The 25,084-nt window shown below is 65.8% G+C and carries 26 protein-coding genes, 1 tRNA gene and 1 riboswitch; of the genes, 8 read left to right on the forward strand and 19 right to left on the reverse strand.

Features of this window, described 5'->3' with window-relative positions; translation table 11 throughout:
• The first annotated feature begins 97 nt into the window (after positions 1–97).
• Positions 98–1,327: an ABC transporter substrate-binding protein gene (locus I6F37_RS27725; protein WP_225153233.1), complete on the forward strand. Its 1,230-nt coding sequence runs from the start codon at positions 98–100 to the stop codon at positions 1,325–1,327.
• A gap of 180 nt (positions 1,328–1,507) precedes the next feature.
• Here I6F37_RS27725 and I6F37_RS27730 read toward each other — a convergent pair whose 3' ends face one another.
• The 8 genes from I6F37_RS27730 to I6F37_RS27765 form a co-directional block, all read right to left on the reverse strand.
• A complete protein-coding gene (locus tag I6F37_RS27730) occupies positions 1,508–2,350 on the reverse strand; it encodes an amidohydrolase family protein (protein ID WP_225153235.1) in 843 nt (280 codons plus the stop codon).
• A gap of 3 nt (positions 2,351–2,353) precedes the next feature.
• Entirely contained in the window at positions 2,354–3,331 is a 978-nt protein-coding gene (locus tag I6F37_RS27735) for an aldo/keto reductase (RefSeq protein ID WP_225153309.1), read from the reverse strand.
• A gap of 104 nt (positions 3,332–3,435) precedes the next feature.
• Positions 3,436–4,368 carry a sugar-binding protein gene (locus I6F37_RS27740; RefSeq protein WP_057028437.1) on the reverse strand — a complete coding sequence of 311 codons (933 nt, stop codon included), beginning with the start codon at positions 4,366–4,368 and terminating at the stop codon, positions 3,436–3,438.
• A gap of 93 nt (positions 4,369–4,461) precedes the next feature.
• A complete protein-coding gene (locus tag I6F37_RS27745) occupies positions 4,462–5,532 on the reverse strand; it encodes an ABC transporter permease (protein WP_192893049.1) in 1,071 nt (356 codons plus the stop codon).
• Positions 5,532–6,290, reverse strand: a complete 759-nt coding sequence (locus I6F37_RS27750; protein ID WP_109145592.1) for an ATP-binding cassette domain-containing protein — start codon at positions 6,288–6,290, stop codon at positions 5,532–5,534. The genes I6F37_RS27745 and I6F37_RS27750 overlap by 1 nt, the downstream gene beginning before the upstream one ends.
• A 13-nt stretch (positions 6,291–6,303) precedes the next feature.
• On the reverse strand, positions 6,304–7,626 hold the full coding sequence (gene xylA, locus I6F37_RS27755; protein ID WP_035996432.1) for a xylose isomerase: 1,323 nt from the start codon (positions 7,624–7,626) through the stop codon (positions 6,304–6,306).
• Positions 7,627–9,078 carry a xylulokinase gene (gene xylB / locus I6F37_RS27760; RefSeq protein WP_035996429.1) on the reverse strand — a complete coding sequence of 484 codons (1,452 nt, stop codon included), beginning with the start codon at positions 9,076–9,078 and terminating at the stop codon, positions 7,627–7,629.
• Positions 9,079–9,163: 85 nt separating this feature from the next.
• Positions 9,164–10,237, reverse strand: coding sequence for a LacI family DNA-binding transcriptional regulator (locus I6F37_RS27765; protein WP_035996426.1), 1,074 nt, complete (start codon positions 10,235–10,237; stop codon positions 9,164–9,166).
• A gap of 110 nt (positions 10,238–10,347) precedes the next feature.
• On the opposite strand from I6F37_RS27765, the gene I6F37_RS27770 reads away from it, so the two are divergent.
• Positions 10,348–10,875 (forward strand): DUF1003 domain-containing protein, encoded by a 528-nt coding sequence (locus I6F37_RS27770; RefSeq protein WP_035996423.1) that lies wholly within the window; start codon positions 10,348–10,350, stop codon positions 10,873–10,875.
• Position 10,876: 1 nt separating this feature from the next.
• On the opposite strand, the gene I6F37_RS27775 is transcribed toward I6F37_RS27770, so the two are convergent.
• The 4 genes from I6F37_RS27775 to I6F37_RS27790 form a co-directional block, all read right to left on the reverse strand.
• Entirely contained in the window at positions 10,877–11,350 is a 474-nt protein-coding gene (locus tag I6F37_RS27775; protein WP_225153238.1) for a GNAT family N-acetyltransferase, read from the reverse strand.
• Positions 11,351–11,374: 24 nt separating this feature from the next.
• On the reverse strand, positions 11,375–11,956 hold the full coding sequence (locus I6F37_RS27780; RefSeq protein ID WP_225153239.1) for a helix-turn-helix domain-containing protein: 582 nt from the start codon (positions 11,954–11,956) through the stop codon (positions 11,375–11,377).
• Between the two features lie 135 nt (positions 11,957–12,091).
• Positions 12,092–12,424: a hypothetical protein gene (locus I6F37_RS27785; RefSeq protein ID WP_035996388.1), complete on the reverse strand. Its 333-nt coding sequence runs from the start codon at positions 12,422–12,424 to the stop codon at positions 12,092–12,094.
• A gap of 83 nt (positions 12,425–12,507) precedes the next feature.
• Positions 12,508–12,581 (reverse strand) — tRNA-Gly (locus I6F37_RS27790).
• A gap of 172 nt (positions 12,582–12,753) precedes the next feature.
• On the opposite strand from I6F37_RS27790, the gene I6F37_RS27795 reads away from it, so the two are divergent.
• From I6F37_RS27795 to I6F37_RS27815, 5 genes are all read left to right on the forward strand, one after another.
• Positions 12,754–13,332, forward strand: a complete 579-nt coding sequence (locus I6F37_RS27795; protein ID WP_225153241.1) for a methylated-DNA--[protein]-cysteine S-methyltransferase — start codon at positions 12,754–12,756, stop codon at positions 13,330–13,332.
• Between the two features lie 9 nt (positions 13,333–13,341).
• Positions 13,342–14,181 (forward strand): helix-turn-helix domain-containing protein, encoded by an 840-nt coding sequence (locus I6F37_RS27800; protein ID WP_036020435.1) that lies wholly within the window; start codon positions 13,342–13,344, stop codon positions 14,179–14,181.
• Positions 14,182–14,239: 58 nt separating this feature from the next.
• Positions 14,240–14,599, forward strand: a complete 360-nt coding sequence (locus I6F37_RS27805; protein ID WP_192893047.1) for a VOC family protein — start codon at positions 14,240–14,242, stop codon at positions 14,597–14,599.
• Between the two features lie 147 nt (positions 14,600–14,746).
• The gene (locus I6F37_RS27810; protein ID WP_225141120.1) at positions 14,747–15,148 is read left to right on the forward strand and encodes an SRPBCC family protein; all 402 of its coding nucleotides are present in this window, start codon (positions 14,747–14,749) and stop codon (positions 15,146–15,148) included.
• Between the two features lie 114 nt (positions 15,149–15,262).
• Entirely contained in the window at positions 15,263–15,733 is a 471-nt protein-coding gene (locus I6F37_RS27815) for a hypothetical protein (protein ID WP_225153243.1), read from the forward strand.
• On the opposite strand, the gene I6F37_RS27820 is transcribed toward I6F37_RS27815, so the two are convergent.
• The 4 genes from I6F37_RS27820 to I6F37_RS27835 form a co-directional block, all read right to left on the reverse strand.
• Positions 15,730–17,172: an MATE family efflux transporter gene (locus I6F37_RS27820; protein ID WP_225153245.1), complete on the reverse strand. Its 1,443-nt coding sequence runs from the start codon at positions 17,170–17,172 to the stop codon at positions 15,730–15,732. The genes I6F37_RS27815 and I6F37_RS27820 overlap by 4 nt on opposite strands.
• A 365-nt stretch (positions 17,173–17,537) precedes the next feature.
• The gene (locus tag I6F37_RS27825; RefSeq protein WP_225153246.1) at positions 17,538–18,590 is read right to left on the reverse strand and encodes a hypothetical protein; all 1,053 of its coding nucleotides are present in this window, start codon (positions 18,588–18,590) and stop codon (positions 17,538–17,540) included.
• Between the two features lie 105 nt (positions 18,591–18,695).
• On the reverse strand, positions 18,696–19,109 hold the full coding sequence (locus tag I6F37_RS27830) for a PAS domain S-box protein (protein WP_035996379.1): 414 nt from the start codon (positions 19,107–19,109) through the stop codon (positions 18,696–18,698).
• Between the two features lie 105 nt (positions 19,110–19,214).
• Positions 19,215–20,321, reverse strand: coding sequence for a 2'-deoxycytidine 5'-triphosphate deaminase (locus I6F37_RS27835; protein WP_035996377.1), 1,107 nt, complete (start codon positions 20,319–20,321; stop codon positions 19,215–19,217).
• 110 nt (positions 20,322–20,431) lie between these two features.
• A riboswitch (SAM riboswitch) is annotated at positions 20,432–20,511 on the forward strand.
• A gap of 76 nt (positions 20,512–20,587) precedes the next feature.
• On the opposite strand from I6F37_RS27835, the gene I6F37_RS27840 reads away from it, so the two are divergent.
• Positions 20,588–21,775 (forward strand): O-succinylhomoserine sulfhydrylase, encoded by a 1,188-nt coding sequence (locus I6F37_RS27840; protein ID WP_225153248.1) that lies wholly within the window; start codon positions 20,588–20,590, stop codon positions 21,773–21,775.
• Between the two features lie 114 nt (positions 21,776–21,889).
• Here the strand turns inward: I6F37_RS27840 and I6F37_RS27845 are convergent, their stop codons facing one another.
• Genes I6F37_RS27845 through I6F37_RS27855 form a run of 3 tightly spaced genes read right to left on the reverse strand, consistent with a single transcriptional unit; the run spans position 21,890 to position 24,927 of the window.
• On the reverse strand, positions 21,890–22,879 hold the full coding sequence (locus tag I6F37_RS27845; protein WP_225153250.1) for an SGNH/GDSL hydrolase family protein: 990 nt from the start codon (positions 22,877–22,879) through the stop codon (positions 21,890–21,892).
• A gap of 12 nt (positions 22,880–22,891) precedes the next feature.
• Positions 22,892–23,671, reverse strand: coding sequence for an SGNH/GDSL hydrolase family protein (locus I6F37_RS27850; RefSeq protein ID WP_225153252.1), 780 nt, complete (start codon positions 23,669–23,671; stop codon positions 22,892–22,894).
• On the reverse strand, positions 23,671–24,927 hold the full coding sequence (locus I6F37_RS27855; protein ID WP_057028451.1) for an OpgC domain-containing protein: 1,257 nt from the start codon (positions 24,925–24,927) through the stop codon (positions 23,671–23,673). The genes I6F37_RS27850 and I6F37_RS27855 overlap by 1 nt, the downstream gene beginning before the upstream one ends.
• Positions 24,928–25,084: the final 157 nt, after the last annotated feature.

Consider the following 25,084-nt stretch of genomic DNA (forward strand, 5'->3'; position numbering starts at 1 on the left):
TGCGATTTGAGCGTCATTGCGTCGCAAAGCTGCGACTTCCCACTTGCGAGCCGAGCTGCGATGTCAGCACAATGCGCGCATCAGGGAGAAAACAACAATGATCAAGAATCCATCGCGGCGCGATTTCAGCGCCGGCGCACTCGCCACCATCGCAGCATCGACATTGCCTGCGCCCTATGTCTGGGCCGCGGAGAAGAAGTACGATGCGGGCGCCAGCGACACCGAGATCAAGATCGGTCAGACCGTGCCGCATTCCGGCCCCGGCTCGCTCTACGGCGTGCTCGGCCGCGTCGGCGAAGCCTACTTCCAGATGCTGAACGAGAAGGGCGGCATCAATGGGCGCAAGGTCAAGTTCCTCACCATGGACGACGCCTACAGCGCGCCGAAATGCGTCGAGGCGACCCGGCGCCTGGTCGAGCAGGAAGAAGTGCTCGCATTGTACGGCTCGCTCGGCACCGCGCCGCAAACCGCCGTGCACAAATACCTGAACTCCAAGGGCGTGCCACAGCTGCTGCTCAACACCGGCGCGTCGAAGTGGAATAATCCGAAAGAGTTCAAATGGACGATGGCGGGCCTGCCGCTCTATCCGACTGAGGCACGCATCCTGGCTCGGCACGTCGTCAGCGTGAAGCCGAACGCCAAGATCGGCATCCTCTACCAGAACGACGATTTCGGCCGCGACTTCCTCGGTCCCTTCAAGAAGGTGCTGGCAGATGCCGGCGGCACCGCGCAAGTGATCATGGAGCAGACCTACGATCTCACCGAGCCGACCGTCGATTCCCAGCTCATCAATCTCTCGAAGTCCGGAGCCGACGTCTTCTACAACATCTCGACCGGCAAGGCCTCGTCGCAGTCGATCCGGAAAGTGGCCGAGCTCGGTTGGAAGCCGCTGCACCTCCTGTCCGCCGGCTCCACCGGCCGCTCGATCCTCAATGCCGCGGGGCTCGAGAACGCCACCGGCATCGTCGCGATCCGCTACAACAAGGAGGTCGGCCTGCCCAAATGGGAGAAGGACCCGGACGTGATTGCGTTCGAGGAGCTGCGCAAGAAGTACACGCCGGCGATCGACCCCGACAACACCATCGCCTTCGCCGGCTACGGGCAGGCCGCCACGATGGCCGAGATCCTGCGCCGCTGCGGCAACGAGCTCACCCGCGCCAACGTGCTGAAGCAGGCATCGAACCTCCAAGGTTTTCACTCGCCCTATTTCCTCGACGGCGTCACCTACAGCTACACGCCCGAGGACTACACACCGATGAAGACGCTGTTCATCTCCACCTTCACCGGGAAAGACTGGGACATCTCCGACAAGCCGATGTCGGAGTAGCGAGGCGGGCCCCGTCGCCTTTTCCTTCTCCCCTTGTGGGAGAAGGTGGCGCGAAGCGCCGGATGAGGGGTATCTATCCACACGCGAGCTCGCGGAGAGAGACCCTCACCCGTCTCGCCGCTTCGCGGCGAGCCACCCTCTCCCACAAGGGGAGAGGGTAAGACCGCACATCCACTGCAGTTAACCCAAGCGATACACAGCCTTGGCATTCACACCGAACGCCTTGTCCCGCACGCGCGGGCCGAGCCTCGCCAGGCAGGTCTCCAGCGCGGTCTTGATCTCGCCGTAGCTTCCCGCGAGCAGGCATACGGGCCAATCCGATCCGAAGATCAGCCGGTCTTCGCCGAAACATTTCGCGGCGTGCGCCACGAACGGAAACAGCCGTTCTGCATTCCAGTCGTCCCAGACCGCCTCGGTCGCCAATCCCGAGATCTTGCACCAGACATTGCCGCAGGCAGCCAGCGCTGCGATGCGCTCGGTCCATTCCGCGCTCCCGCCGGCGGCAATCGGCGGCTTGGCGGCGTGATCCAGCACGAAACGCGCGTGCGGAAAGGCCTGCGCGGTTGCGATCGCCGCGGGCAGCTCGCGGCTGCGGACAAGGAAATCGTAAGCGAGATCGTGGGCGAACACGGCCGTGAGTCCGCGCTGGACGTCCTCGCGCAGCAGCCAATCCGCATCAAGCTCGTCGTGGACCTGGTGGCGGATGCCGACCAGCTTGTCGCAACCAGGCAGAGCGCGCAGCCGGTCGAGCGTCTCGCCGAGCGCCGCATCGGTGAGATCGGCCCAGCCGACCACGCCGATCACCGAGGGCGTCGCATCCGCGATACGCAGGAACTCCTCGGTCTCCTCCAGCGCTGAGCGGCATTGCACCACGATGCTGGCCTCGATGCCGTTCGCCTGGAGCAGCGGCGCGAGATCGGCCGGGCCGAAGGCACGGCGGATCGGCGCCAGCTCGTCCGCTTCCATCCAGGGATAATCGGCGCGCGCCGGATCCCAGAAATGCTGGTGGGCATCGACGATCACGCCTCAACCTCCGCCAGGAAGCGGCGCGCGCGCATCGACCAACTTTCGTGCCCGCAGCTCCTGCCAGAATGCCGGCGGCACCGCCTTCTCGGACATCGCGATGTTGTCGGCGACCTCGGCGGCATTGCGCGCGCCCATCACGGCGACCGTCACCGCCGGATGGGCCATGCAGAATTGCAGCGCGGCGGCTTTCAGCTCGGTGCCGTGCCTGCGGCAGAGTTCGTCGAGCTCCAGCGCGCGTGCCACGAGCGCAGCATCAGCATCCTGATAGTTGAATTTCGCGCTCGCCCGCGGATTGGCCAGGATGCCGCTGTTGTAGATGCCACCGAGCAAGATGCCGATATTGCTGGCCTGGCACAGCGGAAATAGCGCATCCAGTGCGCCCTGGTCGAGCAGCGTGTAACGGCCGGCGAGCAGGAAGCAGTCGACCGGCACGGCCTCGGCGAAGCGAGCCAGCATCCCCGACTGGTTCATTCCGGCGCCGATCGCCTTGACCGTGCCGTCCTCGCGCAGGCGCTGGAGCGCGCGGAAGGCGCCGGTGACGGCATCGTCATAGTGATCGTCGGGATCATGCACGAGCAGGACGTCGACGCGGTCGAGGCCGAGGCGCTGCAGGCTCTCCTCCACCGACCGCATCACGCCGTCATAGCTGAAATCGAACACCGGCCGCTCGCGCGGCGTGCCCTTGTAGTGCTCGTCCTCCGGCGCAGCATTGTCCGGTGCGCGCAGCAGGCGGCCGACCTTGGTCGAGATGGCGTAGGAGTCGCGCCTCTGTTGCCGCAGGAAGGCGCCCAGCCGCCGCTCCGCGAGGCCGAAGCCGTAAAGCGGGGCGGTGTCGAAGAATCGGACACCGAGCGACCAGGCGCGTTCAATCGTCGCTTGCGCATCGGCATCGCTGACGGGCGAGAACAATCCGCCGAGCGGGGCTGAACCGAGGCCGATCGAGGTGACATCGAGAGCGCCGAGCCGCGACCTTTTCATTCCCATCGCCTTCCAGCAGTCGTCGTCCATTCCAAATCATCTCTCCCGCTTGCGGAAACCGCAAGCGGGAGAGGCATGCAGAAGCGCGGGGCTGGGCAGCGCTCCTACTTCAACATCTTCGCGACGTTGTCCTTGGTGACGAGATCGAGGCCGGTGTAGACGATCTCCGGCACCTTCTCGCCCTTCTTGATGGCGAGCAGCGTGTCCATCGCCTTCTCGCCCATCTCGAACGGACGCTGGCCGACCAGCGCATTGGCATAGCCGTCACGCAGCAGCTCGAGCTGCATCTTCAGCGTATCGGCGACGACCAGCGTGAACTTGCCGGAATCGATGTCCTTCTTGTTCCTGCTGGCGAAGGCCTTGAAACCTTCGGGCGCGAACATCGGCCAGCCGCCGATCGGAACGATGGCGGCGAGATCCGGCGTTGCGGTGCGCATGTCCGTCATCTGCTGGACCGCGAGCGCGGGATCGTCGTTGCAGAAGCTCGGCGAACCCGCGACCTCGGTCCATTTCGAGCCCTTCAGCGCCTCGCGCACGCCGTCGACACGCTCGGCCAGGTTCTTTGCGCCGGGACCGCCGGAGACCATCGCGTATTTGCCGCCGTCAGGCCGCAATTTCAGCAATTCCTTGCCGAGGGCCAGGCCGAACTCCTTGTTGTTGGTGCCGATATAGGCGATGCGCTTGGAGCCCGGCGCGTCGGCATCGAAGGTGATGACCGGAATGCCGGCGGCGGTCGCCGCCTCGATCGACTTGGTCATGGCCGCGACGTCCGCGACCGAGATGGCGAGACCGTCGACCTTCTGCGTGATGAAGTCCTGGATGATCTGGGCCTGGTTCGCCGGCTCATGCTCGACCGGTCCCTTGTAGATGCACTCGATGTTGCCGAGCTCCTTGGCGCGCTTCAGGCAGCCGTCGCGCGAAAAATCGAAGAACGGATTGTTCATCGCCTTCGGCACGATGACGAAGCGGTAGTTCGCAGCAAATGCCGGCGTCGCCATCATCGCAACCGCGATGCCGGCAAGAAGCAGTTTCCTCATTGTCTCCTCCACTCTTGTTGGTGCCTATCCCCTCGAAAGCCCCCGGGAAGCGGATAGGCGACGTTTTCCTTGCCTTCCCGAGATGTCGTCATTTCAGGTCATCCGCGAGCGGACGCGGTCGACCAGCACAGCCAGAATGATGATCACGCCGACCAACGTCTGCTGCCAGTACGAGCTGACCTGGGCCAGCACGAGGCCGTTGCGGATCACCTCCAGCAGCACGCAGCCGACGATGGCCCCGAGCGGACCGCCGATGCCGCCGGCGAGATTGGCACCGCCGATCACGGCCGCCGCGATCACGTTGAGCTCGTAGGACATCGCCATGTTGGCCGGCGCCGATCCGAGCCAGCCGGAGATGATGATGCCCTGCAGGCCCGCGGCGAGCGCGCAGATCACGTAGACCTCGATCTTCACCCGCACCACCGGAATGCCGGTGAGCTCGGCCGCCTTCTCGTTGCCGCCGAGCGCAAAGACGTGGCGGCCGAACGAGGTGTGGTGCAGCACCACCGCCATGGTCAGCGCCAGGATCACGAGATAGATGAACGGCGCCGGCACGCCGAGCACGTCACCGGACGTGAGCGCATAGAAATAATCGGCGTCGGGCCCACCCGGGAAGCTGCCGCGTCCGTTGGAGACGACATAGCCGAGCCCGCGCACGATCGAGAGCATGCCGAGCGTGGTGACGAAGGGTGACAGGCCGAGCACGGCGATGCAGAAGCCGTTGACGAGGCCGGCAATCAGCGCGGCGCCGAGGCCGGCGAGGATCGAGACAAGCAGGATCAGCCCCGGAACATTGGCGAGCACGGTCTTGCCGTCGGCGGCCATGTGCACCAGCGGCGATCCGGGCGCCGACAGCTCGGTCATCACCATCGATGTGATCATGGCGGAAAAGCACATCATCGATCCCACCGACAGGTCGATACCGCCGGTGATGATCACGAAGGTGACGCCGAGCGTCGCAATGGCGATGAAGGAAAAGTTCTTCGCCACGTTCTGCATGTTGCCCTGGGTGAAGAAGTAGGGGCTGGCGAAATGCATGATCACCAGCAGCACCGCCAGCGCGAGCAGGACGTAGCCGGTCTGCGAGGCGAAGATGCCGCGCTGCCACCACCTGATCTTGCCGACATTGGTGAAGCTGATCGGGGATTCCAAGGGCATGGCCATCACGCCGCCTCCTTCGCACCGGTGATGAGGGCGGTGACCTCCTCGGGGGAGGTCTGGTGAATCGACTTGTCGGCGCGCTTCTCGCCGCGTCGCATGACGACGACGCGGTCGCATACGGCGAACACGTCGGGCATGCGGTGCGAGATCAGCATCACGGCGACGCCCTGCTCCTTGAGCCGGTGGATCAGGCCGAGCACCTGCTCGACCTGGCGCACCGAGATCGCGGCGGTCGGCTCATCCATCATTACCAGCCGCGCATTGGAGAGCCGGGTACGCGCGATCGCGACCGCCTGGCGCTGGCCGCCCGACATCTGTCTGACGAGATCGTCCGGGCGCGTCTCCGAACGCAGCTCGCCGAACAGCTCCAGCGCGCGCGATGCCATCGCCTTGTGGTCGAGCAAGGCAATCGGTCCGAACCTGCGCTTCAACTCGCGGCCGAGGAAGACGTTGGCGGCGGCCGTGAGATTATCCGCCAGCGCGAGGTCCTGGTAGACGACCTCGATGCCTACGGCGCGGGCATCGACCGGCCGGTTGAAATGCACCGCGCTGCCGGCAAAGCGCATCTCGCCATGCGTGGGACGGAAATTGCCGGCGATGATCTTCACCAGCGTCGACTTGCCGGCGCCGTTGTCGCCCATCAGGCCGACCACCTCGCCGGGCCAGACCTGCATATCGACGTCGTGCAGCGCGCGGATCGCGCCGAACTCCTTGCCGATGCCGGTGAGCTCGAGCACCGGCGTCGCGTCAGTCTTCGTCATCAGCGGCGTTTCCTCAGACATAGCGGTTGACCAGGGATTCCAGATATTCCTGCCGGCCCGAGCGCGGCTGCGGATCGAACCCGGGAGACATCGCACGGTCGGCGAGATCGGCGAGCGAGCGCTGGGCGCCGAGAATGGCGCGGCCCTCCGGGCTCGCCCAGCCCTCGTAACGTTTTGCGAGCGGCGCACTCAGCGTGCCGGCGTCGAGCATGTCGGCGGCGGCGAGGAAGGCCCGCGCACAGGCATCCATCGAGCCGACATGGGCATGGATGAGATCATCGGGATCGATCGACTGGCGGCGGATCTTGGCATCGAAATTGAGTCCACCCGTGGTGAAGCCGCCACGGTTCAGGATCTCGTGGAACACCAGCGCCAGCTCCGGCACGTTCATCGCGAACTGGTCGGTGTCCCAGCCGAGCAGATCGTCGCCGCGGTTGATGTCGAGCGAGCCGAACACGCCGAGCGCCTCGGCCAGCGCCACCTCATGATGGAAGGAATGGCCGGCGAGGATGGCGTGGTTCTGCTCGATGTTGAGCTTGACGTCCTTGAGCAGGTCGTAGCGTTCGAGGAAACCGTAGCAGGTGGCGACGTCGAAATCATATTGGTGCTTGGTCGGCTCCTTCGGCTTCGGCTCGATCAGCAGCGGGCCCTTGAAGCCGATTTTGTGCTTGTGCTCGACGACGAGCGAGACGAAGCGGCCGAGCTGGTCGAGCTCGCGCTTGAGATCGGTGTTGAGCAGCGTCTCGTAGCCCTCGCGTCCGCCCCACAGCACGTAGTTCTGCCCACCGAGCCGGTGCGTCACCTCCAGTGCGGCACGAACCTGGCCGGCGGCATAGGTGAAGATGTCGGGATCCGGATTGGTCGCGGCGCCCGCCATGTAGCGGCGGTGCGTGAACAGGTTCGCAGTGCCCCAGAGCAGGCGGACCTTGCTCGATGCCATCTTCTGCTCGAACAGATCGGCGATGGCGTTGAGGTTGGCGACGGACTCGGCGAGCGAAGCGCCCTCCGGCGCCGCATCGACGTCGTGGAAGGTGAAGAAGGGGACGTCCAGCAGGCGGAACAGCTCGAAGGCGGCATCGGCCTTGGCGCGCGCCATCGTCATCGCGTCGGTGCCGTGGTGCCAAGGCCGCAGGAAGGTCTCGCCGCCGAAGGGATCGCCACCCGGCCAGCAGAACGAATGCCAATAGCAGACCGCAAAGCGCAAGTGATCCTCGAGCCGGCGGCCATGCACCAGGCGGTCCTTGTCGTACCAGCGGAAGGCGGGCGCACCTTCGGCCTCCTTGCCGCCGAAGGCGACGGGTGCACTTGCATCGAAGAATTTGGCTGGCGCGTTCACTTAAGGCTCCTTCAATGCGGGATAAAGCGCGCGCCATCGCCGATAGGCCTCGTCATAGGCCGCAGCGACGGACGGGCGGGGTGTGAAGCTTGCGAGCCTGCGCGGGCGCGTGCAGACGTCCGCGGGGTTCTCGCCGGTCGCGGCGAGCCGGCCGAGCCGCGCAGCGCCGAGCGCGGCGCCGACCTCGCCTTCCTCGACGCGGTGGACGGGCATGCCGAGCACGTCGGCGCAGATCTGCGCCCATAGCGGCGAGCGCGAGCCGCCGCCGACGAGATCGACCTCGGCGATCGGCCCGCTGGCTGTGCTCAGCGCCGCCAGATTGTCGCGCGCGGCAAAGGCGACGCCTTCGAGCACGGCCTGCACGATCTCTGAGCGCCCGGTCGCGCCGCGCAGACCGACGAAGGCACCGCTGGCGGCGGCATCGTTGTGCGGCGTGCGCTCGCCGTCGAGATAAGGCAGGAACTGGACCGTGCCAGGTGCATCGACGCGCTCGCCGAGCGGCGCCAGGAGCGCTGCGGCCGGCGTCTCCATCACGCCGGCCAGCCAGGCGAGCGAAGCTGCGGCCGACAGCATCACGCCCATCTGGTGCCAGAGGCCGGGCAGCGCGTGGCAGAAGGCATGCACCGCCGAAGCCGGCGCGGGGGCGAAGCGATCGGTGACGCGGAACAGGACACCCGACGTTCCCAGCGACAGGAAGGCATCGCCCGGCGCGATGGCGCCGAGCCCGATCGCGCTGGCCGCATTGTCGCCGGCGCCGCCCGCGACCACGACATTTTTCGCCATGCCCCAGCGCTGCGCGTATTCAGGCGCGAGCACCGCGCTCACCGCACTGCCCTCGACGAGGCGCGGCATGTGGTGCAGATCGAGCCCGGTGGCATGCAGCAGCAGCGCGGACCAGCGCCGCAGGCCGACGTCGAGCCACAGCGTGCCTGACGCGTCCGACATGTCCTCGACCATCTCGCCGGTGAGGCGATAGCGGACATAGGCTTTCGGCAGCAGCACCTTTGCCACGCGGTCGAAGATCTTCGGCTCGTGCCGTGCCACCCAGAGTAGCTTCGGCGCGGTGAAGCCCGGCATCGCGAGATTGCCGGCAATCGCGTGCAGCGAGGGACAGCGCCGCTCCAGCGCGGCGCATTCGGCCTGCGAGCGGCCGTCGTTCCAGAGGATGGCCGGACGCAGCGGCCGGCCGTCCTCGCCAAGCAGCGTCGCGCCGTGCATCTGACCCGACAGCCCAATGCCGCGCACCTGCGCAACCTCGCGCGGATGGCGCGCGGCGAGATCGTCGACGGCGCCGACGGCCGCATCGACCCAGGCGTCGGGATCCTGCTCGGACCACAGCGGCGCCGGGTGCGACAGCGCAAGCTCGCGCGCCGCCGTCGCGGTCACCGCGCCGGCTTCGCTCACGAGCACCGCTTTCACACCGGACGTGCCGATGTCGATCCCGAGATACAAATCGTCCTCCCTTTCGCCTGCCGCGGGAGAGCGATCTTGCGTCGCTTTTCCCCGCTGGCGGTCCCGTTTCCAAGTTCAGCTGCCGCTAGGGCAGATTGTCCCGCATCACGATGTCGATCCGGATCTTCTCCTGTTCACTCAAGATCGGCTCGCCGCGGGCGAGCGCGAGCAGCACGCGGACGGCCGCGCGCGCTTCATGTCCGGGGTTCTGCGAGATCGCGGCATCCATCACGCCCTGCAGTAGCAAGCGGCGGGTCAGCGCGGTGACGTCGTGTCCGACGAACACCACCTGCTTGTCACGCCCGGCCGCGCCAGAGGCCTTGTCGTTCAACGCCTTGCCGTTCAGCGCTTTGGCGACGCCCTGCGTGCCGGCGCCGACGTTGTAGAGACCGACGATGTCGCCATGCTTGCCGAGCAGCCGCGCCAGCAGCTGCTCCGAACGATCATCTTCATCGCGCCCTTCCAGCACCGGCAGCACGCTGAGATCGGGGAATTCCGTCGCCATCACCTGGTTGAAGCCGAAGATGCGCTCGGCATGGTCGCGCAGGCCCTGCGAGCCCGCGATGATCGCGACCTTGCCGGACCTCTGGCCGACCAGGCGTCCGACCAGCGCGCCGGCGGTGCGGCCCGCAGCGATGTTGTCGATGCCGACATAATGGTGGCGGCGCGAGGACGGCACGTCCGAGACCAGCGTCACGACCTTGGCGCCGGCATCGACGAGGTCATTGATGGCGGCGCGGACGCTCGGATGGTCCAGCGCCACCACGGCGACGCCGTCATAGTCGCCGGACAGCGCCTCGAGCGAGGCCGCGAGCGCGGCGGGCTCGAACACGTCGGTTGCGATCATCTCGACATTGAGGCGGCGGGCCGACAGCCAGCCCGCCATCTCGCCGAGATAGGCCTCGATCTGCTGCATGAACGGGTTCGAGCCCGACGGCATCACGAAGGCGAAGCGGCGGGCGCGGCCGCGCGCGAGCTCGGCGGCCGCCACATGCGGCTGGAACGAATTGCGCGCGATGGCGTCCTTGACGCGCCGGACCGTATCCGGGCGGACCCCCGGCCGGTTGTGCAGCACGCGATCGACCGTGGCGAGGCTGACACCGGCCTCGCGGGCGATGTCCTTCAGCGTCAGCACAGTCGGGCTCAGGGTCTCGGCCATGGCTGAAGGCTAGCAGAGGTGTTTTGAGGTACGCAACTCATTTGATGAGGGGATCGGTCTTTTTGCTTCCCCTTCCAGGAACGGCTTCCCCGGCGGGCCGTTGCCGGGGCGTGCGTAACGACATCACCCATGATTCCGGCGAGGGGCTGAGCCCGACGCTCGAGCGCAACATCCAGGCGCTGGTGGCGCGGCGGCGCCGGGAGCAGCAGGCGGCAAGCGGCCAGGACAAGGTCGCGGACGCGATCACGGCCTTCACCGGCAGCATGATCTTCGTCTACCTGCACCTCGCCCTGTTCGGGTTCTGGATCATCGCCAACCTGCATTGGATTCCGGGGCTTGCCGCCTGGGACGAGAGCTTCGTCATGCTGGCGATGATCGCCTCGGTGGAGGCGATCTTCCTTTCCACCTTCGTGCTGATCTCACAGAACCGCATGACGGCGGCGGCCGACAAGCGCGCCGATCTCGATCTCCAGATCAGCCTGCTCGCCGAGCACGAGCTGACCAAGGTGGCCCGCCTGCTCACCCAGGTCGCCGAGCGGCTCGACGTCAAGCCGGACGCGGAGCGCGACCTGCAGGAGGCGGCCCGGGACATCGCCCCCGAGCGCGTGCTCGACAAGATCGAGGAGACGCGCTCTTGAGCTATCGGCGGCCTGGCGCCGACAGCTCCAGCGTCAGGTACAGGCTGTTGGGATCCTCGACATAACCCTCGAACGGGCCGCAGGCGACGAAACCGTGCGACACATAGAGCGCGCGGGCCGGCTTGAAATAGTCCCACGAGCCGGTCTCGAGGCTGAGCCGCGTCATGCCGCGCGCGCGGGCTTCCGTGATGATGTGACGCAGCATCTGGCCGCCATAGCCGCGCCGGCGCGCGGTCTGCAGCGTGTGCATCGACTTGACCTCGCCGTGGCCAGTCGAAAGCGTCTTCAACGCGCCGGTGGCGACCAGCGTCTCGCCGTCCCAGCCGGTCCAGAACGCGACCTCTGGCGCACGCAGGCCCGCGAGATCGAGCGCATGGGCACTGCCCGGCGCCGTCTGCGCCCGCGCGGCCGTGACGTGGTGATCGAGCAGCGCGACGACGCGCGGATCATAGGTGTCGCCGGTCCGGATCTGCATCGTGCTCGTCTCCACGCTTTGCCCTCACATCTTGCCGTAGGACGCGCCGCGCCTGACGATGATGACGTAGCGCGCGTCCTGCTTGGTTTCGTTCTCGAAGATCACCGCGCGCATCACGTCGAAATCCAGACAATCGCCCTCGCGCAGCCGCACCGCCTTGGCGTCGATATGCACGGCGATGGCGCCCTCCAGCATCAGGAGCTGCTGGGTGAAGGCGTTGCGGCCCCAGGGGCTGTAGGAGACGCGCGCGCCGGCGGGAAGGTCGACCACGATGATCTCGATGCCGCTGGCCGCATCCGGCGGCGAGGCGTGCCGCCGGCGATAGCCGCTGTCGGGGTCGCGCCAGAGCGGCTGGTCCGCCAGCCGCACCAGCCGCTCCGGCGGCTTCTCGGTGAGCGCGACGACATCGCTGAGCGTGACGTCGAGCGCGGCGCAGAGCTTGTTGAGCAACGCCGCCGTCGCACTGCTCTGCGCCCGCTCCACCCGCCCGATCATGGCCCGGCTGACGCCGGAGCGGCCTGCAAGCTCGTTCAACGTCATGCCCGCCTGCGTCCGCAGCGTCTTCAGCCGCCGACCGATGGCGCGATCGAGTTTCTGCTGGTCCATGGGTTTCATCCGAATATGGCCCGACAGGAGGACCGCACCCCGCCAAAGCATGAGGGAGTTTAAGCCAACGAGTGGCCAATGCGGGGTCTCCAAGACCAATATATTAGAATCTTGATCCTGTTCGCGAGCGCGGCGTCATTCGCCCCTTGCTCGCCCCTGCGCGGAGGCATCGCCCACCAGCCGGTGATACTCGCGAATACAAAGGTCGAGATCGGACCGTAGGCGCTGCGCGGCTTCGATGTCGAAGTTCATATAGTTGACCGGCTCCCCTTCCGGGCCTGCATAGGCGTCGGGGCGCATTCTGAGAGCGACGAAATATTGGTCACCCTCAACGCTCTTCTTGACTCGCCATTGAAGGAAAGAGCGTGGATATCCGCCTTTGATTTCAGGCGTTTCAAACACGACGTCGCCCAGGGCCTGATTCAGGAGATTGGATTTCGCCAGAATCTTTTTGACGGATGCCCACATGGACCAACACCTTGAGGCCAGTTGCAGTTCGCCTAGCTCCGACTGCTGGATAGGATACGGCCGATGCTATCTTTTCAGGAGCTTGGAGCGGGCGAAGGGAATCGAACCCTCGTATGCAGCTTGGGAAGCTGCCGTTCTACCATTGAACTACGCCCGCGGATGCGCAAGCCGCGCCCTCCTGATTAGCCGAGACGGCGCCTGCCGCCAAGCGGTTTGGCGCGACCAGCGGGGCGGTTGTTAACGTCCTGATAAGATTCCAGGTGCGCCGGATTGTGGCGGTGTTATGATCGCTTCTCCGGGGAGAAACGTGCACTGAGTGGGGCGTGTGCATGGTGGGGCGGGCTTACGCGATATTCGATACGGCCATCGGCCGTTGCGGCATCATCTGGAGCGGCACCGGCGTGGTCGCCGTGCAATTGCCGGAGGCGCGGGAGATCGACACCCGCCGCCAGATTTTCCAGGTCCATCCCGAGGCGCGGGAGCAGCGCCCGTCCGAGAATGCCGAGCTTGCGATCGAGGGCATCACGGGCCTGCTGCAGGGTCACGATCCCGATTTTTCCGAGGTCAGCCTGGACGCCGGCGGGGTGCCCGGCTTCAACCGGCGCGTCTACGAGTACACCTGCAGCATTCCGCGCGGGGAGACACGCACCTATCACGAGGTCGCCCGAGCGCTCGGCGCCTCCGGCGCGTCCTATTCCGTGGCGCAGGCGATCGCGAAGAATCCCTTCATGCTGATCGTGCCCTGCCACAGGGTGCTGGAGGCTGGCAATTACACCGACCGGCTCTCGCCTTACGGCGGCGTGATCTCGAAGCGGCGGCTGCTGGCGCTTGAAGGCGCCCATCCCGTCGCCAGCAAGACCTTGTTCGAAGTGCTGCTGCCGGTTGCTCCGCCCCGTGCCCCTACCTAAATAGGCGGCATGCACGCCACCACGTTGCTGACGACGCCCTCGATCACGGCTTCCGAGTTTCGCTGCGATGCGGGACCGGACGACAGGCCGTTTGCGGAATGCCGCACCGGCCATTCCATCGCCTATGTGCGCTCCGGCAGCTTCGGCTGCCATTGCCGCGCCGGCTTCTTCGAGCTGGTGGCGGGCTCGATGCTGATCGGCGCCCCCGGCGAGGAATACACCTGCACGCATGAGCACGTGTCCGGCGACGTCTGCCTCGGCTTCTTCTTCAGCGAGGATTTGGTCGACGCCCTCGGCGGGCGGCGCGAGGTCTGGCAGATCGGCGCAACGCCGCCGCTGCCCGAGCTGATGGTGCTGGGCGAGCTGGCCCAGACGGCAGCAGAAGGCAACAGCGATCTCGGCCTCGACGAGATCGGCCAGATCCTGGCCGGCCGTTTTGTCGACGCCGTCTCGGGCAAAGCGCGCAAGCCGGCCACTCCCACCGCACGCGACCGCCGCCGCGCGGTGGAGGCGGCGCTGTGGATCGACGATAACTCGCATGCCGAGCTCGACCTCGAGCAAGCAGCCAAGCAGGCGGGATTGAGCCCGTTTCATTTCCTGCGGCTGTTCTCGGCCGTGCTCGGTGTCACCCCGCATCAATATCTGGTGCGCTCCCGGCTGCGCCACGCGGCACGGCTGCTCGCTGACGAGGACATCGCCGTCACCGATATCGCCTATGACGTCGGCTTCGGCGATCTCTCCAATTTCGTCCGCACCTTCCATCGCGCCGCCGGCGTGTCGCCGACCAAGTTCCGGCAGGCGTCGAAGGGGGAGCGCAAGATTCTCCAAGAGCAGCTTGCCCTCAACTGACTAGGGTCGTCTCCGGCGCGTGCCCTTCGCGGCACGCTTCTTCGCAATGGAGACGAACATGTACGACCACATCGGATTGCGCGTTGCCGACCTCGACGCCGCCACGCGCTTCTACAGCGCGGTGCTGGCGCCACTCGGCTTTGTCCTGTGCTCGAGCGGCGACGGTTATGCCGGCTTCGGGCCGAAGGGCGAGCCGGCGCTGTGGCTGCACCTGAACAAGGGCCGCAAGGCGGATGGTGCGCATATCGCGTTTCGAGCCAAGGATCACGACGCGGTCAAGGCGTTCCATAGCGAAGGGTTGAAGAGCGGCGGCCGCGACAATGGCGGCGCCGGCCCGCGCAGGGATTACAGCCCGACATATTACGCGGCGTTCCTGATTGACCCTGATGGCAACAATGTCGAGGCGGTTTGTCCGTAGAGGCGCCGCCGCGCACGAGCACTTGTAGGGTGGGCAAAGCGTAGCGTGCCCACCAATTGCTCGCGACAACGCCGATGAATGGTGGGCACGGCGCGCGAAGAGCGCGCCTTTGCCCACCCTACGAACTCCGAAAAAAGGGGAATATTCATGGCCTCCATCCACAACGACATCTCCCTCCCCGCCTCCGCGCGCGACGTCTGGGACGCGGTGCGTGATTTCGGCGCGCTGCATCGGCGGCTGGTGCCGGGCTTCGTCACCGCGTGCACGCTCGACGGCGATGCACGCATCGTCACCTTTGCCAACGGCTCGGTGGCGCGCGAGGTGCTGGTCGATTGCGACGATACGCGGCGACGCCTCGTCTATGCCATCAACAACGAGCGGCTAAGGCATTACAGCGCCTCGGTGCAGGTCATTGCCGAGGGCGAGACGAGCTGCCGCCTCGTCTGGATCATCGACATGCTGCCGAACGAGCTCGCGCCCTACGTTCAGGGGCAAACCAAGGAGGCGGTGGCCGCCATGCACAAGGCGTTTCCGCCCGCTTCGGCCTGATCATTCACTGTGAGTTGTCTCACAGAAGCGCGTCCTCGCCGGCCGTAACCATGCCCCTCGTGCGTCCGGTCGGCTCTGCTCTCCCGGCGGCGCCACGCACGCGAGGAGCATGCCATGAGAGGTGCGGACAAGGTGATCTGTCAGGCGGCCGCGGTGCTGCTGCTGTTTTCGATCTCGAGCGTGCCGGCAAAGGCGCAATTCCTCGGCGGCGGAGGAGCCGGCGGCGAGGACATGATGACCCAGATGGCGCCGATGCTGGAGATGATGAAGGCGAAGATGGGCAAGCGCCGCTTCGCCATGCTGATGCAGACCATGGGGCCGATGATGAGCCGCATGATGGAGAACGGCGGCGGCGGGCTCGGCGGCATGATGGGCGGCGACAATTTCGGCGGCGGATTCGGTGCACCGAGCTACGGCGGTTACGCGCCGATGGGCGGCGGCACCATGCCGGTCGGGATCGGCAGCATGGGCGGCGGCGACATCATGGGCATGCTCGGCGGCAGCGACATGATGGCGATGATCCCGCAATTGATGCGTCTCGCCAATACCGGCGGCGGCGGCCATCGCCGCCACAAGCGTCGCTAGTCCGCAGCCGAAAGCGCCGGCTTGATCGCAGGCTTCGTCTCGCGCGGTCCCCAGCGTGTCAGCACGACGCTGGAGCACGACAAGAGGCCGAGCACGACCATCGAGCTCGCGGCGAGCCAGAAGAAGCTCTGCGCGCTGGCGCCGTGCCTCGACAGCCACCAGCCGATTCCGGCGATGTAGATCAGCCGCGCGGTCTGCGCCAGCACGGGCCCGATCACCTTGGCCGCGCCTTGCGAGGAGAAATACATCGTCGTTGCCAGGCCGAAGAAGGCGTAGAACGGCCCGACCGTCGAAAGATATTGATGGCTCGCCGCGCGCACCGCCACACTGTCGGTGAACATGTTGACCCAGAGATCGGGGAAGATCGCAACGAGGCACGCCGGCACGCCGACCGCCACGAAAGCAGCAACGCTGGCGGTCCAGGCGATGCGCCGGGCCCGCGCGATGCGGCCGGCGCCGATCGCCATCCCGACCATCGGCACGCAGGCGATGCCGAACGAGAATGCGATCGAGGTCAGCAGGAATTCGAGCCGCGCGCCGACGCCGTAGCCGGCGAGGATCGCAGTGCCGAACTGCGCCAGCATGTGCGTGAAGATCGAGATCGTCAGCACCGATTGCAGCGGCGAGAAGCAGGCGATGGCGCCGACCTTGAGGATGTCGAAGAACATCGCCCATTGGATGCGCAGGCCGCGCAGCTTCAGCGTGATCCGCGCGCGGCCGGAGAACAGGTACCAGGCCATAATGCCGATGTTCATAGTATAGGCGATCAGCGCGCCGGCGGCGACGCCGCGCATGCCGAACTGCGGCACTGGCCCGAGCCCGAGACCGAGCGTGCCGCCGAGCACGATCTGCCAGGCCGCGGAGTTGAGGATCAGGAACGACGGCAGCTTCATGTTGCCGGTGCCGCGCAGGATGCCCGCCATGGTGTTAAGCAGCCAGGGCAGCACGGCACCGCCGAAGAACACCTGCGTATAGGCGATCGCATGCGTCAGCACATCGCCGCGGCCGCCGAGCATCTCGAGCAACCTCGGCCCGAAGATCAACATGCCCAGCATGAAGATGAGTCCGAAGCTGATACCGATCAGCATCGCGTGCACGGCCAATGCGCCGGCGCGCTCGCGATTCCCGGCGCCGAGCGCACGCGCGATGGCCGAGGCCACCGCGCCGCCCATGGCGCCGCCGGACATCGTCATGGTCAGAATGATCGTCGGAAACACCAGCGCCATCGCCGCCAGCGCCTCGACGCCGAGCCGGCCGACATAGGAGGTCTCGGCGATCACCACGCAAATGCCGGCCGACAGACCGATCGCGTTCGGCCAAGCGAGCGAGAGCAGCGTCCGCAGGATCGGCCCATCCGTCAGAGCGCTTCTGATCGGCGCCGGAGGCGGCGGCAGCGGGCGCTCTTGCTCATCGACCGGGATTTCGGCGATGTCGGACATGTCCTCTCCCGGGCGCAGGCGCCGTTTGCAGCGCAGCAATCACTTGGTGTGCCAATGGCGTCGTTCGCGCGAATGGCGCGGCTGAGGCGTGTTAGCACGGCGTGCTCCGATTCTGCCTGCGCCCGATGCAGGCGTGCCCTGCGGCAGCGCATTTCAAGCGGTGGAATTCGTTCTTCTCCCTCTCCCCGTTCTTACGGGGCCGCGACGAGCCTTGCTCGCGCCGAGAGCGTCGGGGTGAGGGGCTCTATTCGCGAAGACGGCGAGAGCTGGACTCGCGGAGACTCCCCCTCATCCGGATTGCATCTTCGATGCAATCCGACCTCTCCCCGCAAGCGGGGCGAGGTGAGGCCCGCTGCGGCCGTCGCCTAACCGATGGTCCACACCAGCGGTGGGCGCCCGCCTACCGCGGTGCGCATCTGCACGCCGATGTGCCGGCCGCAGCCTGCGGCGAGCCCTTCGAACAATCCCTCCAGCACCTTGGCGCAGGCGCGATGATAATCGGCGACGTCGTCCATCAGCTTCCAGCTCTGCTGCCGGATCTCGAAGGTGTCTTCCGATTGAGCCGTCTCGGCTGCATCATCCTGCGCGGCGAGCAACGCGTTCAGGAACGATGCGAATTCTCGCGCGCCGCCGCGGGTCATTGCCAGCGCTGTGGCGACCTCGTCGAAATATTGCATGCCGATCAGCTTGCCGGTGAGGTGCAGCAGATAGCCGGCATCCTCCGGGCCGAACAGCTGCACCATCACGGGCGCGGCGGTGCGGACATATTCCATCGCGTAATTGCGATAGGCCTTTTCCAGCCGCGGTCTTGGCCAGCTCGCGACCGGCAAGGCGGGCGCCGTCTTCGCATCGAACAAAGGTGCTTCGAGGTGGCGCGCGAACACGAGGCGCTGGTCGAGCTCGAGCGGATGGTCGTAGAGATAGTAATAGCCTTCGAGCCCGTCCTGGCCGTCGACGCTCTGCTTGGTGCAGACGAAGCCGAGCCTGAGATCGCCGAGGGCCGCGCCATTGTTGGCGTGCCAGCCGCGCAGCATGGCGCGTGAGACTTCGCCCGGCACGCCACAGATCGCAGTGCCCTTCCAGATCCAGCGCGGCGGCGGATAGCGGATCCAAGCCTTGGTGTCGCTCTCGTACATGTATTCGACATGCACGCCGCCGATCCAGTTGGAGAGATAGTGGTATTGCGCAGCCGCGACCGCCGGCGGCAGATGGTGGATCCCGAGCTTGCTGAGCCCCGGCAGGAAACGCTCCTGCTGCTGGCGACGAAACACGCGGAAGACGAATTCTGCGGCATCCGCCGTGCCGCGGCGCGTGACGACGGTGAGGATCAGCCCGGTGAAGTAAGCGTGATAGAGATCGGCGACGGCGCGCCAGCGCTTCCATTGCGCGTGCTGCGCGAGGTCTGGTGCGATAGTCATGTTCGCTCCCTGATCATGGTTTTGATCGAGTGTGTCACCGCCGCCGGTGACAGGCAACATGACGCGCGTGCAGGCCTCCCTGCGCGGCTTTCCGTCAATTCCGCATCACGAATTTTGCGCCGCCTTGGCCGCCCGTTCGCGCTCAACGCGCTCCGTGACGTCGCGAGCCATCGCCACCGATCCCTGCACCGCGCCATCGTTGTCTCGCACCAATGCGAAGGTCATCTCGATGTAGAGCTTGCGCCCGCTCTTGTGCAGCGCGCGGGTCAGCGTCGGCTTGCCCGCAAGCTTCATGGTGCCGCTCGCGAGCGCGGCGTCGAAGCCTTTCCAGTGCGCGGCGCGAAGATGTTCGGGAATGATCAGATCGAGGTTCTGGCCGAGCGCTTCGTCGGCCGTGAAGCCGAACAGCGCGGTCGATGCGCGATTCCAGCGTGTGATCGTGCCGGAGCGATCGGAATAGATCAGCGCGTCCGCGACGTCGTTGATGATCTGTGCGTCGAGTTGGGATGGCTCAATCATGTCACCACCTTGTAGCCCGGATGGAGCAAAGCGTAATCCGGGATCGCGCCACAAGTGAGACCTTCCCGGATTACGCTTGCGCTCCATCCGGGCTACAGGATCGGGCTACACCCGAAAATGCTTCGAGAGCTTGAGGCCTTGCGCCTGGTAGTTGGAGCCGATGCGCTGGCCGTACATCGCGTCGGGGCGGGCCAGCATCTTCTCGTAGACGAGGCGGCCGACGATCTGGCCGTGCTCGAGGATGAACGGCACCTCGCGCGAGCGCACCTCCAGCACGGCGCGCGATCCCAGCCCGCCAGCGCCGGCATAGCCGAAGCCGGGATCGAAAAAGCCGGCATAGTGCACGCGGAATTCGCCGACCAGGGGGTCGAACGGCACCATCTCAGCGGCGTAGTCGGGCGGCACCTGCACCGCTTCCTTGGAGGCGAGGATATAGAACTCGCCGGGGTCGAGGATCAGGCTGCCGTCGGGGCGCGCCGAGATCGGCTCCCAGAAATCCTCCACCGCGTAGCCGGCGCGGCGGTCGACATCGACGACGCCGGTGTGGCGCTTGGCGCGATAGCCGACGAAGCCGCTCGCCTTCTCGCCGGAGAGATCGACCGAGACGGCAACGCCGCCCGAGAGATCGGCATCGTCGATGTCGACGAGACGCTCGCTGGCGTGCAGCGCATCGAGCTCGTCGGCATTGAGGATGGCATCGCCGGTGCGGAAGCGCACCTGGCTGAGACGCGAGCCCTCGCGCACCAGCACCGGAAACGTCTTCGGGCTGATCTCGGCATAGAGCGGGCCGTGATAGCCGGCGCCGATCATATCGAAGCGGCGGGTGCCGTCGGCGATGACGCGGGTGAAGACGTCGAGCCGGCCGGTCGAGCTCTTCGGATTGGCGGCAGCGACGATCTCCGGCGGCAGCGCGAGGCTCTCGAGCAGCGGCACGATGTAGACGCAGTTGGTCTCGAGCACCGCGCCGTCGGCGAGGCTAAACTCGTGCAGCTTCAGCTCGTCGATGCGCTCTGCCACGGTGGCACCGGGCCCGGGGAGGAAGCTGGCGCGGACCCGATAGGCGATGTCGCCGAGGCGCAGATCGAGGCTCGCCGGCTGGATCTGGCTCTCGACGAAGTCGTAGGCGGGCAGGATGAGACCTTCTTCCGCCATCGCCGCAATCATGCGGTCGGGCAGGATACCATTGGCGTCGGCGGCGACCGTGAACGTCAACCGGGGGTCCTCATCAGGGGTCGAGTGCATCCGGACATGCCGGAAATACAAGTCTTTTACGGCTATCCGATGGACGCCTTGACGGAAAGGGCATTGCGGAATATGAGCATCACTTATCCCGTGGTGATTTGAGCCGGCCGGCTTGCAGCCACGTTAAATAAGTCGCTAAACAGGCCGGGGACCTCTGTGATCCCGGCCCGTGGAGATATCCAGGCCGGTTTTTTTGTGACCGTTTTCGCCTCGACGGTCATGTCGGAGAGGGTCCTATGTCGAAGTCGTCTGCCACTTATCGCCCCGAAACCCGCCTGGTCCATTCCGGCACCCTGCGCTCGCAATATGGCGAGACCTCGGAGGCGCTGTTCCTGACGCAAGGCTATGTCTACGCCAGCGCGGAGGAGTGCGAGGCGCGCTTCAAGGGCGAAGATCCCGGCTTCATCTATTCGCGCTATTCCAACCCGACGATTGCAATGTTCGAGCGCCGCATGATCGAGCTCGAAGGCGCCGAGGCCGCGCGCTCGGCGGCAACCGGCATGGCGGCGGTGACGACCGCGATCCTGGCGCCGCTCAAGGCCGGCGATCACGTGGTCGCCTCCCGTGCGCTGTTCGGCTCCTGCCTCTACGTCATCCAGGACCTGTTGCCGCGCTACGGCATCGAGGCCACGCTGGTCGATGGGCTCGATCTCGACCAGTGGCAGCGCGCGCTGAGACCCAACACCAAGACGTTCTTCCTGGAGAGCCCGACCAACCCGACGCTGGACGTGCTCGACATCCCCTCGATCGCCGAGATCGCGCACAAGGGTGGCGCGCGGCTCGTCGTCGACAACGTGTTTGCAACCCCGATCTGGCAGAGCCCGCTCGCGCTCGGCGCCGACGTGGTCGTCTACTCCGCAACCAAGCACATCGACGGCCAGGGCCGCTGTCTCGGCGGCATCATCCTGTCCTCCGAAGCCTTCATCGCCGAGCACATCCACAATTTCATGCGCCAGACCGGCCCGTCGATTTCGCCGTTCAATGCCTGGGTCCTGCTCAAGGGCCTGGAGACGCTGGGCGTGCGCGTGCGCGCGCAGACCGACAATGCCGCGCGCATCGCCGAGGTGCTGGCGAGCCATCCCAAGATCTCGCGACTGGTCTATCCCGGCCGCGCCGATCATCCGCAGGCGGCGCTGGTGAAGAAGCAGATGCGCGGCGGCTCGACGCTGGTCGGCTTCGAGGTGAAGGGCGGCAAGGCGGCGGCGTTCCGTGTGCTCAACGAATTGAAGCTCGCCAAGATCTCCAACAATCTCGGCGACGCCAAAAGCCTCGTCACGCATCCGGCGACCACGACGCATCAACGCCTCAAGCCGGAAGACCGCGCCGCGCTCGGCATCAGCGAGGGATTTATCCGCTTCTCGGCGGGGCTCGAGCACGCGGATGACCTGATCGAGGATCTCACCGCGGCGCTGGAGAAGGCGTGAGGGAAGCGAGGTCTCGTAGGGTGGATTAGCCGAAGGCGTAATCCACCTCTGCTGCATCTGCGGAGATAGACAGTGGTGGGTTACGGCTTCGCCTAACCCACCCTACGCACCCTCTCACATCGGCCGGTACGTTCTCACATCGGCGGGCACGCTCACACCGAGCTTGATCTGGCCGACGGAGCGGATGATGTCGTCGCCGAGCAGCTGGGCGAAGCAGGCATAGCCCCAATCGTTCATGTGCAGGCCGTCGGCGATGACGAAGCCCTCGACCGGGATCGACTGGTTCTCGTGCCAGTCGCGCATCACCTCGAAGCGTGGGAAAATGCCGACCTTGCGGAGCTCGGCGACGTTGCCGAGCAGCTTGATCATCTTGCCGGCGCTCTCCTTGCGCTGGTTGACGGCCGGCGAATATTGCGGATCGACCAGCACGATGTCGGTGCCGCCGGCGGCCTGAATGCGGCTGATGCCGTCCTCGACCAGCTTGGCCGTATCGGCAGGATCGAGATTGCGCAGCACCGCGTTGGTGCCGACCTGCCAGATCACGAGATCCGGATGCCTGTCGATCACCTGCGTCTGCAGACGCTTCATCATCTCGGGGGCGTCCTCGCCGCCGACGCCGGCATTGATGACGCTGATGTCGGCAGTCGGATAGTGCCGGCGCAGCTGCGCGGCGAGACGATTGGGGTAATTGAACTCCGGCGAGCTCGCGCCGAACCCTTGAGTCGACGAGGAGCCGAACGCGACGATGACGACGGGCTGGCCGGCGGCCAGCTTGCTCGCGACATGCGGCAGCGAGCCCATCGCCTTGGAGCCGCCCTTCGGCGGCAGGCAGGGCACCCGGCTGAAGATGTCGGCGGCGGACTTCGCGACCTCCTTCACCTTGTCGATGGCGCGCGAGGTGACGCCGCGCTGCTCGAGCGACCTCGCGGCGACGGTGGTCTGGGACGGCGCAGCGGGCGCGGGATCAGGCGACTGGGAGGGTGCGGGGGTCGCCGGCTGAGCGGCCGGCGTCTGCGCATGCGCGGCGGGCGTCAGCAACAACAGCACTGCTGTTGCAGGCACGGCCAGCCATGACGTCAGGCAAAAAGGGCGGAGAGAACTCATTAACGCTAGACCTCAATTTTGCTGCTGGGCCGGCTCCAGATGGGCAGCGTCAATCACGAACTGTGCCAACGCCCGGCCAAGGCAATCATGGACCTGCTTCGCCAGCTCAGGCCCGCGGGACGGGTTGAACAGGTCGAACTGGCCCTGTTCATTCCACTGCCGCATGATCGCGAAACGATCGAACAGCGGGATGTCGTGCTCCTGTGCCACGACGCGCATATTATCGAGAAAAGGCTGCGCCGAGATCATGGTCTCGGTGCGCGGGCTATATTGCAAATTCATCAAGACGACGTCCGCCCCTGCCTTTTGCAGCGCAACAACCCCGTCGGTCACCGCGCTACGAAATTCGTCGGGATCGATGGATCGGATAGCATCCACGGTCCCGGTCTGCCAGATGACCAAAGTAGGCGTTTTTGCTTCCATCAGCTTAACGAAGGTGGACGCGGTCTCCTCTGCCGTTTTCTTGCTCTGTATTTCTACGGAGACGTGCACCGGCTCGGAGGGCGGCAGTTTCTCCTTGAGGATCGCCTCCATGCGCGCCGGATAGGAGCTGCTCTCCGACGACGGAATCGTGGTCGAGCGGCTGCCGATCACCAGGATGTCGAGCGGTTTGCTGGCCTTGATCGCCTCGGCGACCTTGGGCAGCTGGCTTTCGCTGGTCAGCAGATAGGACGGCAGTTCGCAGGCCGCAGGCATAGGGGATGCGGCAGACGCGGCATCGCCCGCGCGCGCCGTGGGCGCGGCGAGGTTACCGCATAGCAGGACCAGGCTCAGGAGAACCTTCGCCTTCATCAGCCCCCTCCCGCCAGATCGGCGTTGCCGACGGCGTTTTTGGTTTTCGCACCGCTCTTGTCAGCCACACGCTTGTACCACGAAATGACCCAGGCCACCCCCCACATGATCAGGATTCCGGAGAGGCTAATCAACGCATGCATGACCGGCCCGCCGGAGATTTCGGCGAGGACGAAATGGCCGGCAAAGGCCAGGAAGACGCCGAGGCAGAAGATCTCGAGCGAATGCTGACCACATAGAATCAATGGTCGTAGCCAGCGCGATTTCAAGCCCGGCCAATCGCGGGGCAGGAAGCGTACGGTCAGCGCCGCCAGCGCCAGGAAGTGCGCGAAGCGCAGCACGTCGAGGTCGGTCTTGTCGATCGGATACATCCATTGTTCGATCTGCTTCGGCATGAACTGGGAGAGCTGGGGCACGTACCAGGTCAAGGTCACGTAGAACGCCGCGATGAGATAGGCGATCGAGATCCACATCGTCACGGGCGAGGCCAGGATGCCCGACATGCGACGCGCACCTCCGAGCGCGCACCAGGCACCAAACACGAACAGCAATTGCCAGGCGAACGGATTGAAGGCCCAGAAGCCGTTCGGATAGGCCGACAGGTAAAGGTCGTACTCCCAGGTCACCGCGTAGAGCAGGACCGACAGCCCGAGCGTGACGTCCGGCCGCCATTTCATCGACCACAGGATCAGCGGCAGCGCCAGCATCAGCACGATGTAGAGCGGCAGCACGTCCATGTTGACGGGACGGAAGCGCAGCAGCAGCGCCTGCACGATGACGACGTCGGGCTGCTTGAGGAAGTCCATGATGCCCATCTCTTCGGTGTAGAGCGGGTTCTCGAACCTGGTCGCGACATAGGAGATCTCGGCGAGGAAGATCGTGAACAGGAAGACGTGGGCGACGTAGATCTGCCAGACCCGGCGCAGGATGCGCGCGGTGGCGATGAGAACGCCGCTCTCCAGCATGGCCCGGCCATAGACGAAGGCCGCGGTGTAGCCGGAGATGAAGATGAAGATCTCGGTGGCGTCGCTGAGGCCGTAATTGCGGATCGTGAACCAGGTCAGCAGACTGGGCGGCAGATGGTCGATGAAGATCAGCCACAGCGCGAGCCCGCGGAACAGATCGAGCCGGAGCTCGCGCTCGCCGATGGCGGGCAGCGTGATGGCCGGTGCCGCGGCGCGCGCCTTGGTCCCCGCAGGCTTGGCGCCCGCGGTTCCTGCGATGGTCGATCCCGTCACTTGGTCGGCAATGGTCATCGGGGCCTGGAAACCCTTCCGCAAATCGCGACGTTGAAGCAGTGTAATGGTCCGGCTGTCGTCTCGCAAAGCGTCCGGATCACATCAGGGTGTCTCCCTCGATGGTGTGCTTTCCCGCCAATTCTGGCGGGACGATGTCGCCAAGGCGCCCGCGGGG

It is taken from the genome of Bradyrhizobium sp. NBAIM08 (assembly GCF_020193935.1).
Lineage (GTDB): Bacteria > Pseudomonadota > Alphaproteobacteria > Rhizobiales > Xanthobacteraceae > Bradyrhizobium > Bradyrhizobium yuanmingense.

Coding starts and splice junctions, on each gene's coding strand:
- I6F37_RS27735 (WP_225153309.1), bottom strand. CDS start 3,331: ATGAAAAGGTCGCGGCTCGGCGCTCTCGATGTCACCTCGATCGGCCTC.
- I6F37_RS27725 (WP_225153233.1), top strand. CDS start 98: ATGATCAAGAATCCATCGCGGCGCGATTTCAGCGCCGGCGCACTCGCC.
- I6F37_RS27850 (WP_225153252.1), bottom strand. CDS start 23,671: ATGAAGGCGAAGGTTCTCCTGAGCCTGGTCCTGCTATGCGGTAACCTC.
- I6F37_RS27800 (WP_036020435.1), top strand. CDS start 13,342: ATGCACGCCACCACGTTGCTGACGACGCCCTCGATCACGGCTTCCGAG.
- I6F37_RS27810 (WP_225141120.1), top strand. CDS start 14,747: ATGGCCTCCATCCACAACGACATCTCCCTCCCCGCCTCCGCGCGCGAC.
- I6F37_RS27775 (WP_225153238.1), bottom strand. CDS start 11,350: ATGCAGATCCGGACCGGCGACACCTATGATCCGCGCGTCGTCGCGCTG.
- I6F37_RS27820 (WP_225153245.1), bottom strand. CDS start 17,172: ATGTCCGACATCGCCGAAATCCCGGTCGATGAGCAAGAGCGCCCGCTG.
- I6F37_RS27845 (WP_225153250.1), bottom strand. CDS start 22,879: ATGAGTTCTCTCCGCCCTTTTTGCCTGACGTCATGGCTGGCCGTGCCT.
- I6F37_RS27830 (WP_035996379.1), bottom strand. CDS start 19,109: ATGATTGAGCCATCCCAACTCGACGCACAGATCATCAACGACGTCGCG.
- I6F37_RS27740 (WP_057028437.1), bottom strand. CDS start 4,368: ATGAGGAAACTGCTTCTTGCCGGCATCGCGGTTGCGATGATGGCGACG.
- I6F37_RS27815 (WP_225153243.1), top strand. CDS start 15,263: ATGAGAGGTGCGGACAAGGTGATCTGTCAGGCGGCCGCGGTGCTGCTG.
- I6F37_RS27855 (WP_057028451.1), bottom strand. CDS start 24,927: ATGACCATTGCCGACCAAGTGACGGGATCGACCATCGCAGGAACCGCG.
- I6F37_RS27745 (WP_192893049.1), bottom strand. CDS start 5,532: ATGGCCATGCCCTTGGAATCCCCGATCAGCTTCACCAATGTCGGCAAG.
- I6F37_RS27750 (WP_109145592.1), bottom strand. CDS start 6,290: ATGACGAAGACTGACGCGACGCCGGTGCTCGAGCTCACCGGCATCGGC.
- I6F37_RS27805 (WP_192893047.1), top strand. CDS start 14,240: ATGTACGACCACATCGGATTGCGCGTTGCCGACCTCGACGCCGCCACG.
- I6F37_RS27840 (WP_225153248.1), top strand. CDS start 20,588: ATGTCGAAGTCGTCTGCCACTTATCGCCCCGAAACCCGCCTGGTCCAT.
- I6F37_RS27785 (WP_035996388.1), bottom strand. CDS start 12,424: ATGTGGGCATCCGTCAAAAAGATTCTGGCGAAATCCAATCTCCTGAAT.
- I6F37_RS27780 (WP_225153239.1), bottom strand. CDS start 11,956: ATGGACCAGCAGAAACTCGATCGCGCCATCGGTCGGCGGCTGAAGACG.
- I6F37_RS27765 (WP_035996426.1), bottom strand. CDS start 10,237: ATGGCCGAGACCCTGAGCCCGACTGTGCTGACGCTGAAGGACATCGCC.
- I6F37_RS27795 (WP_225153241.1), top strand. CDS start 12,754: ATGGTGGGGCGGGCTTACGCGATATTCGATACGGCCATCGGCCGTTGC.
- I6F37_RS27825 (WP_225153246.1), bottom strand. CDS start 18,590: ATGACTATCGCACCAGACCTCGCGCAGCACGCGCAATGGAAGCGCTGG.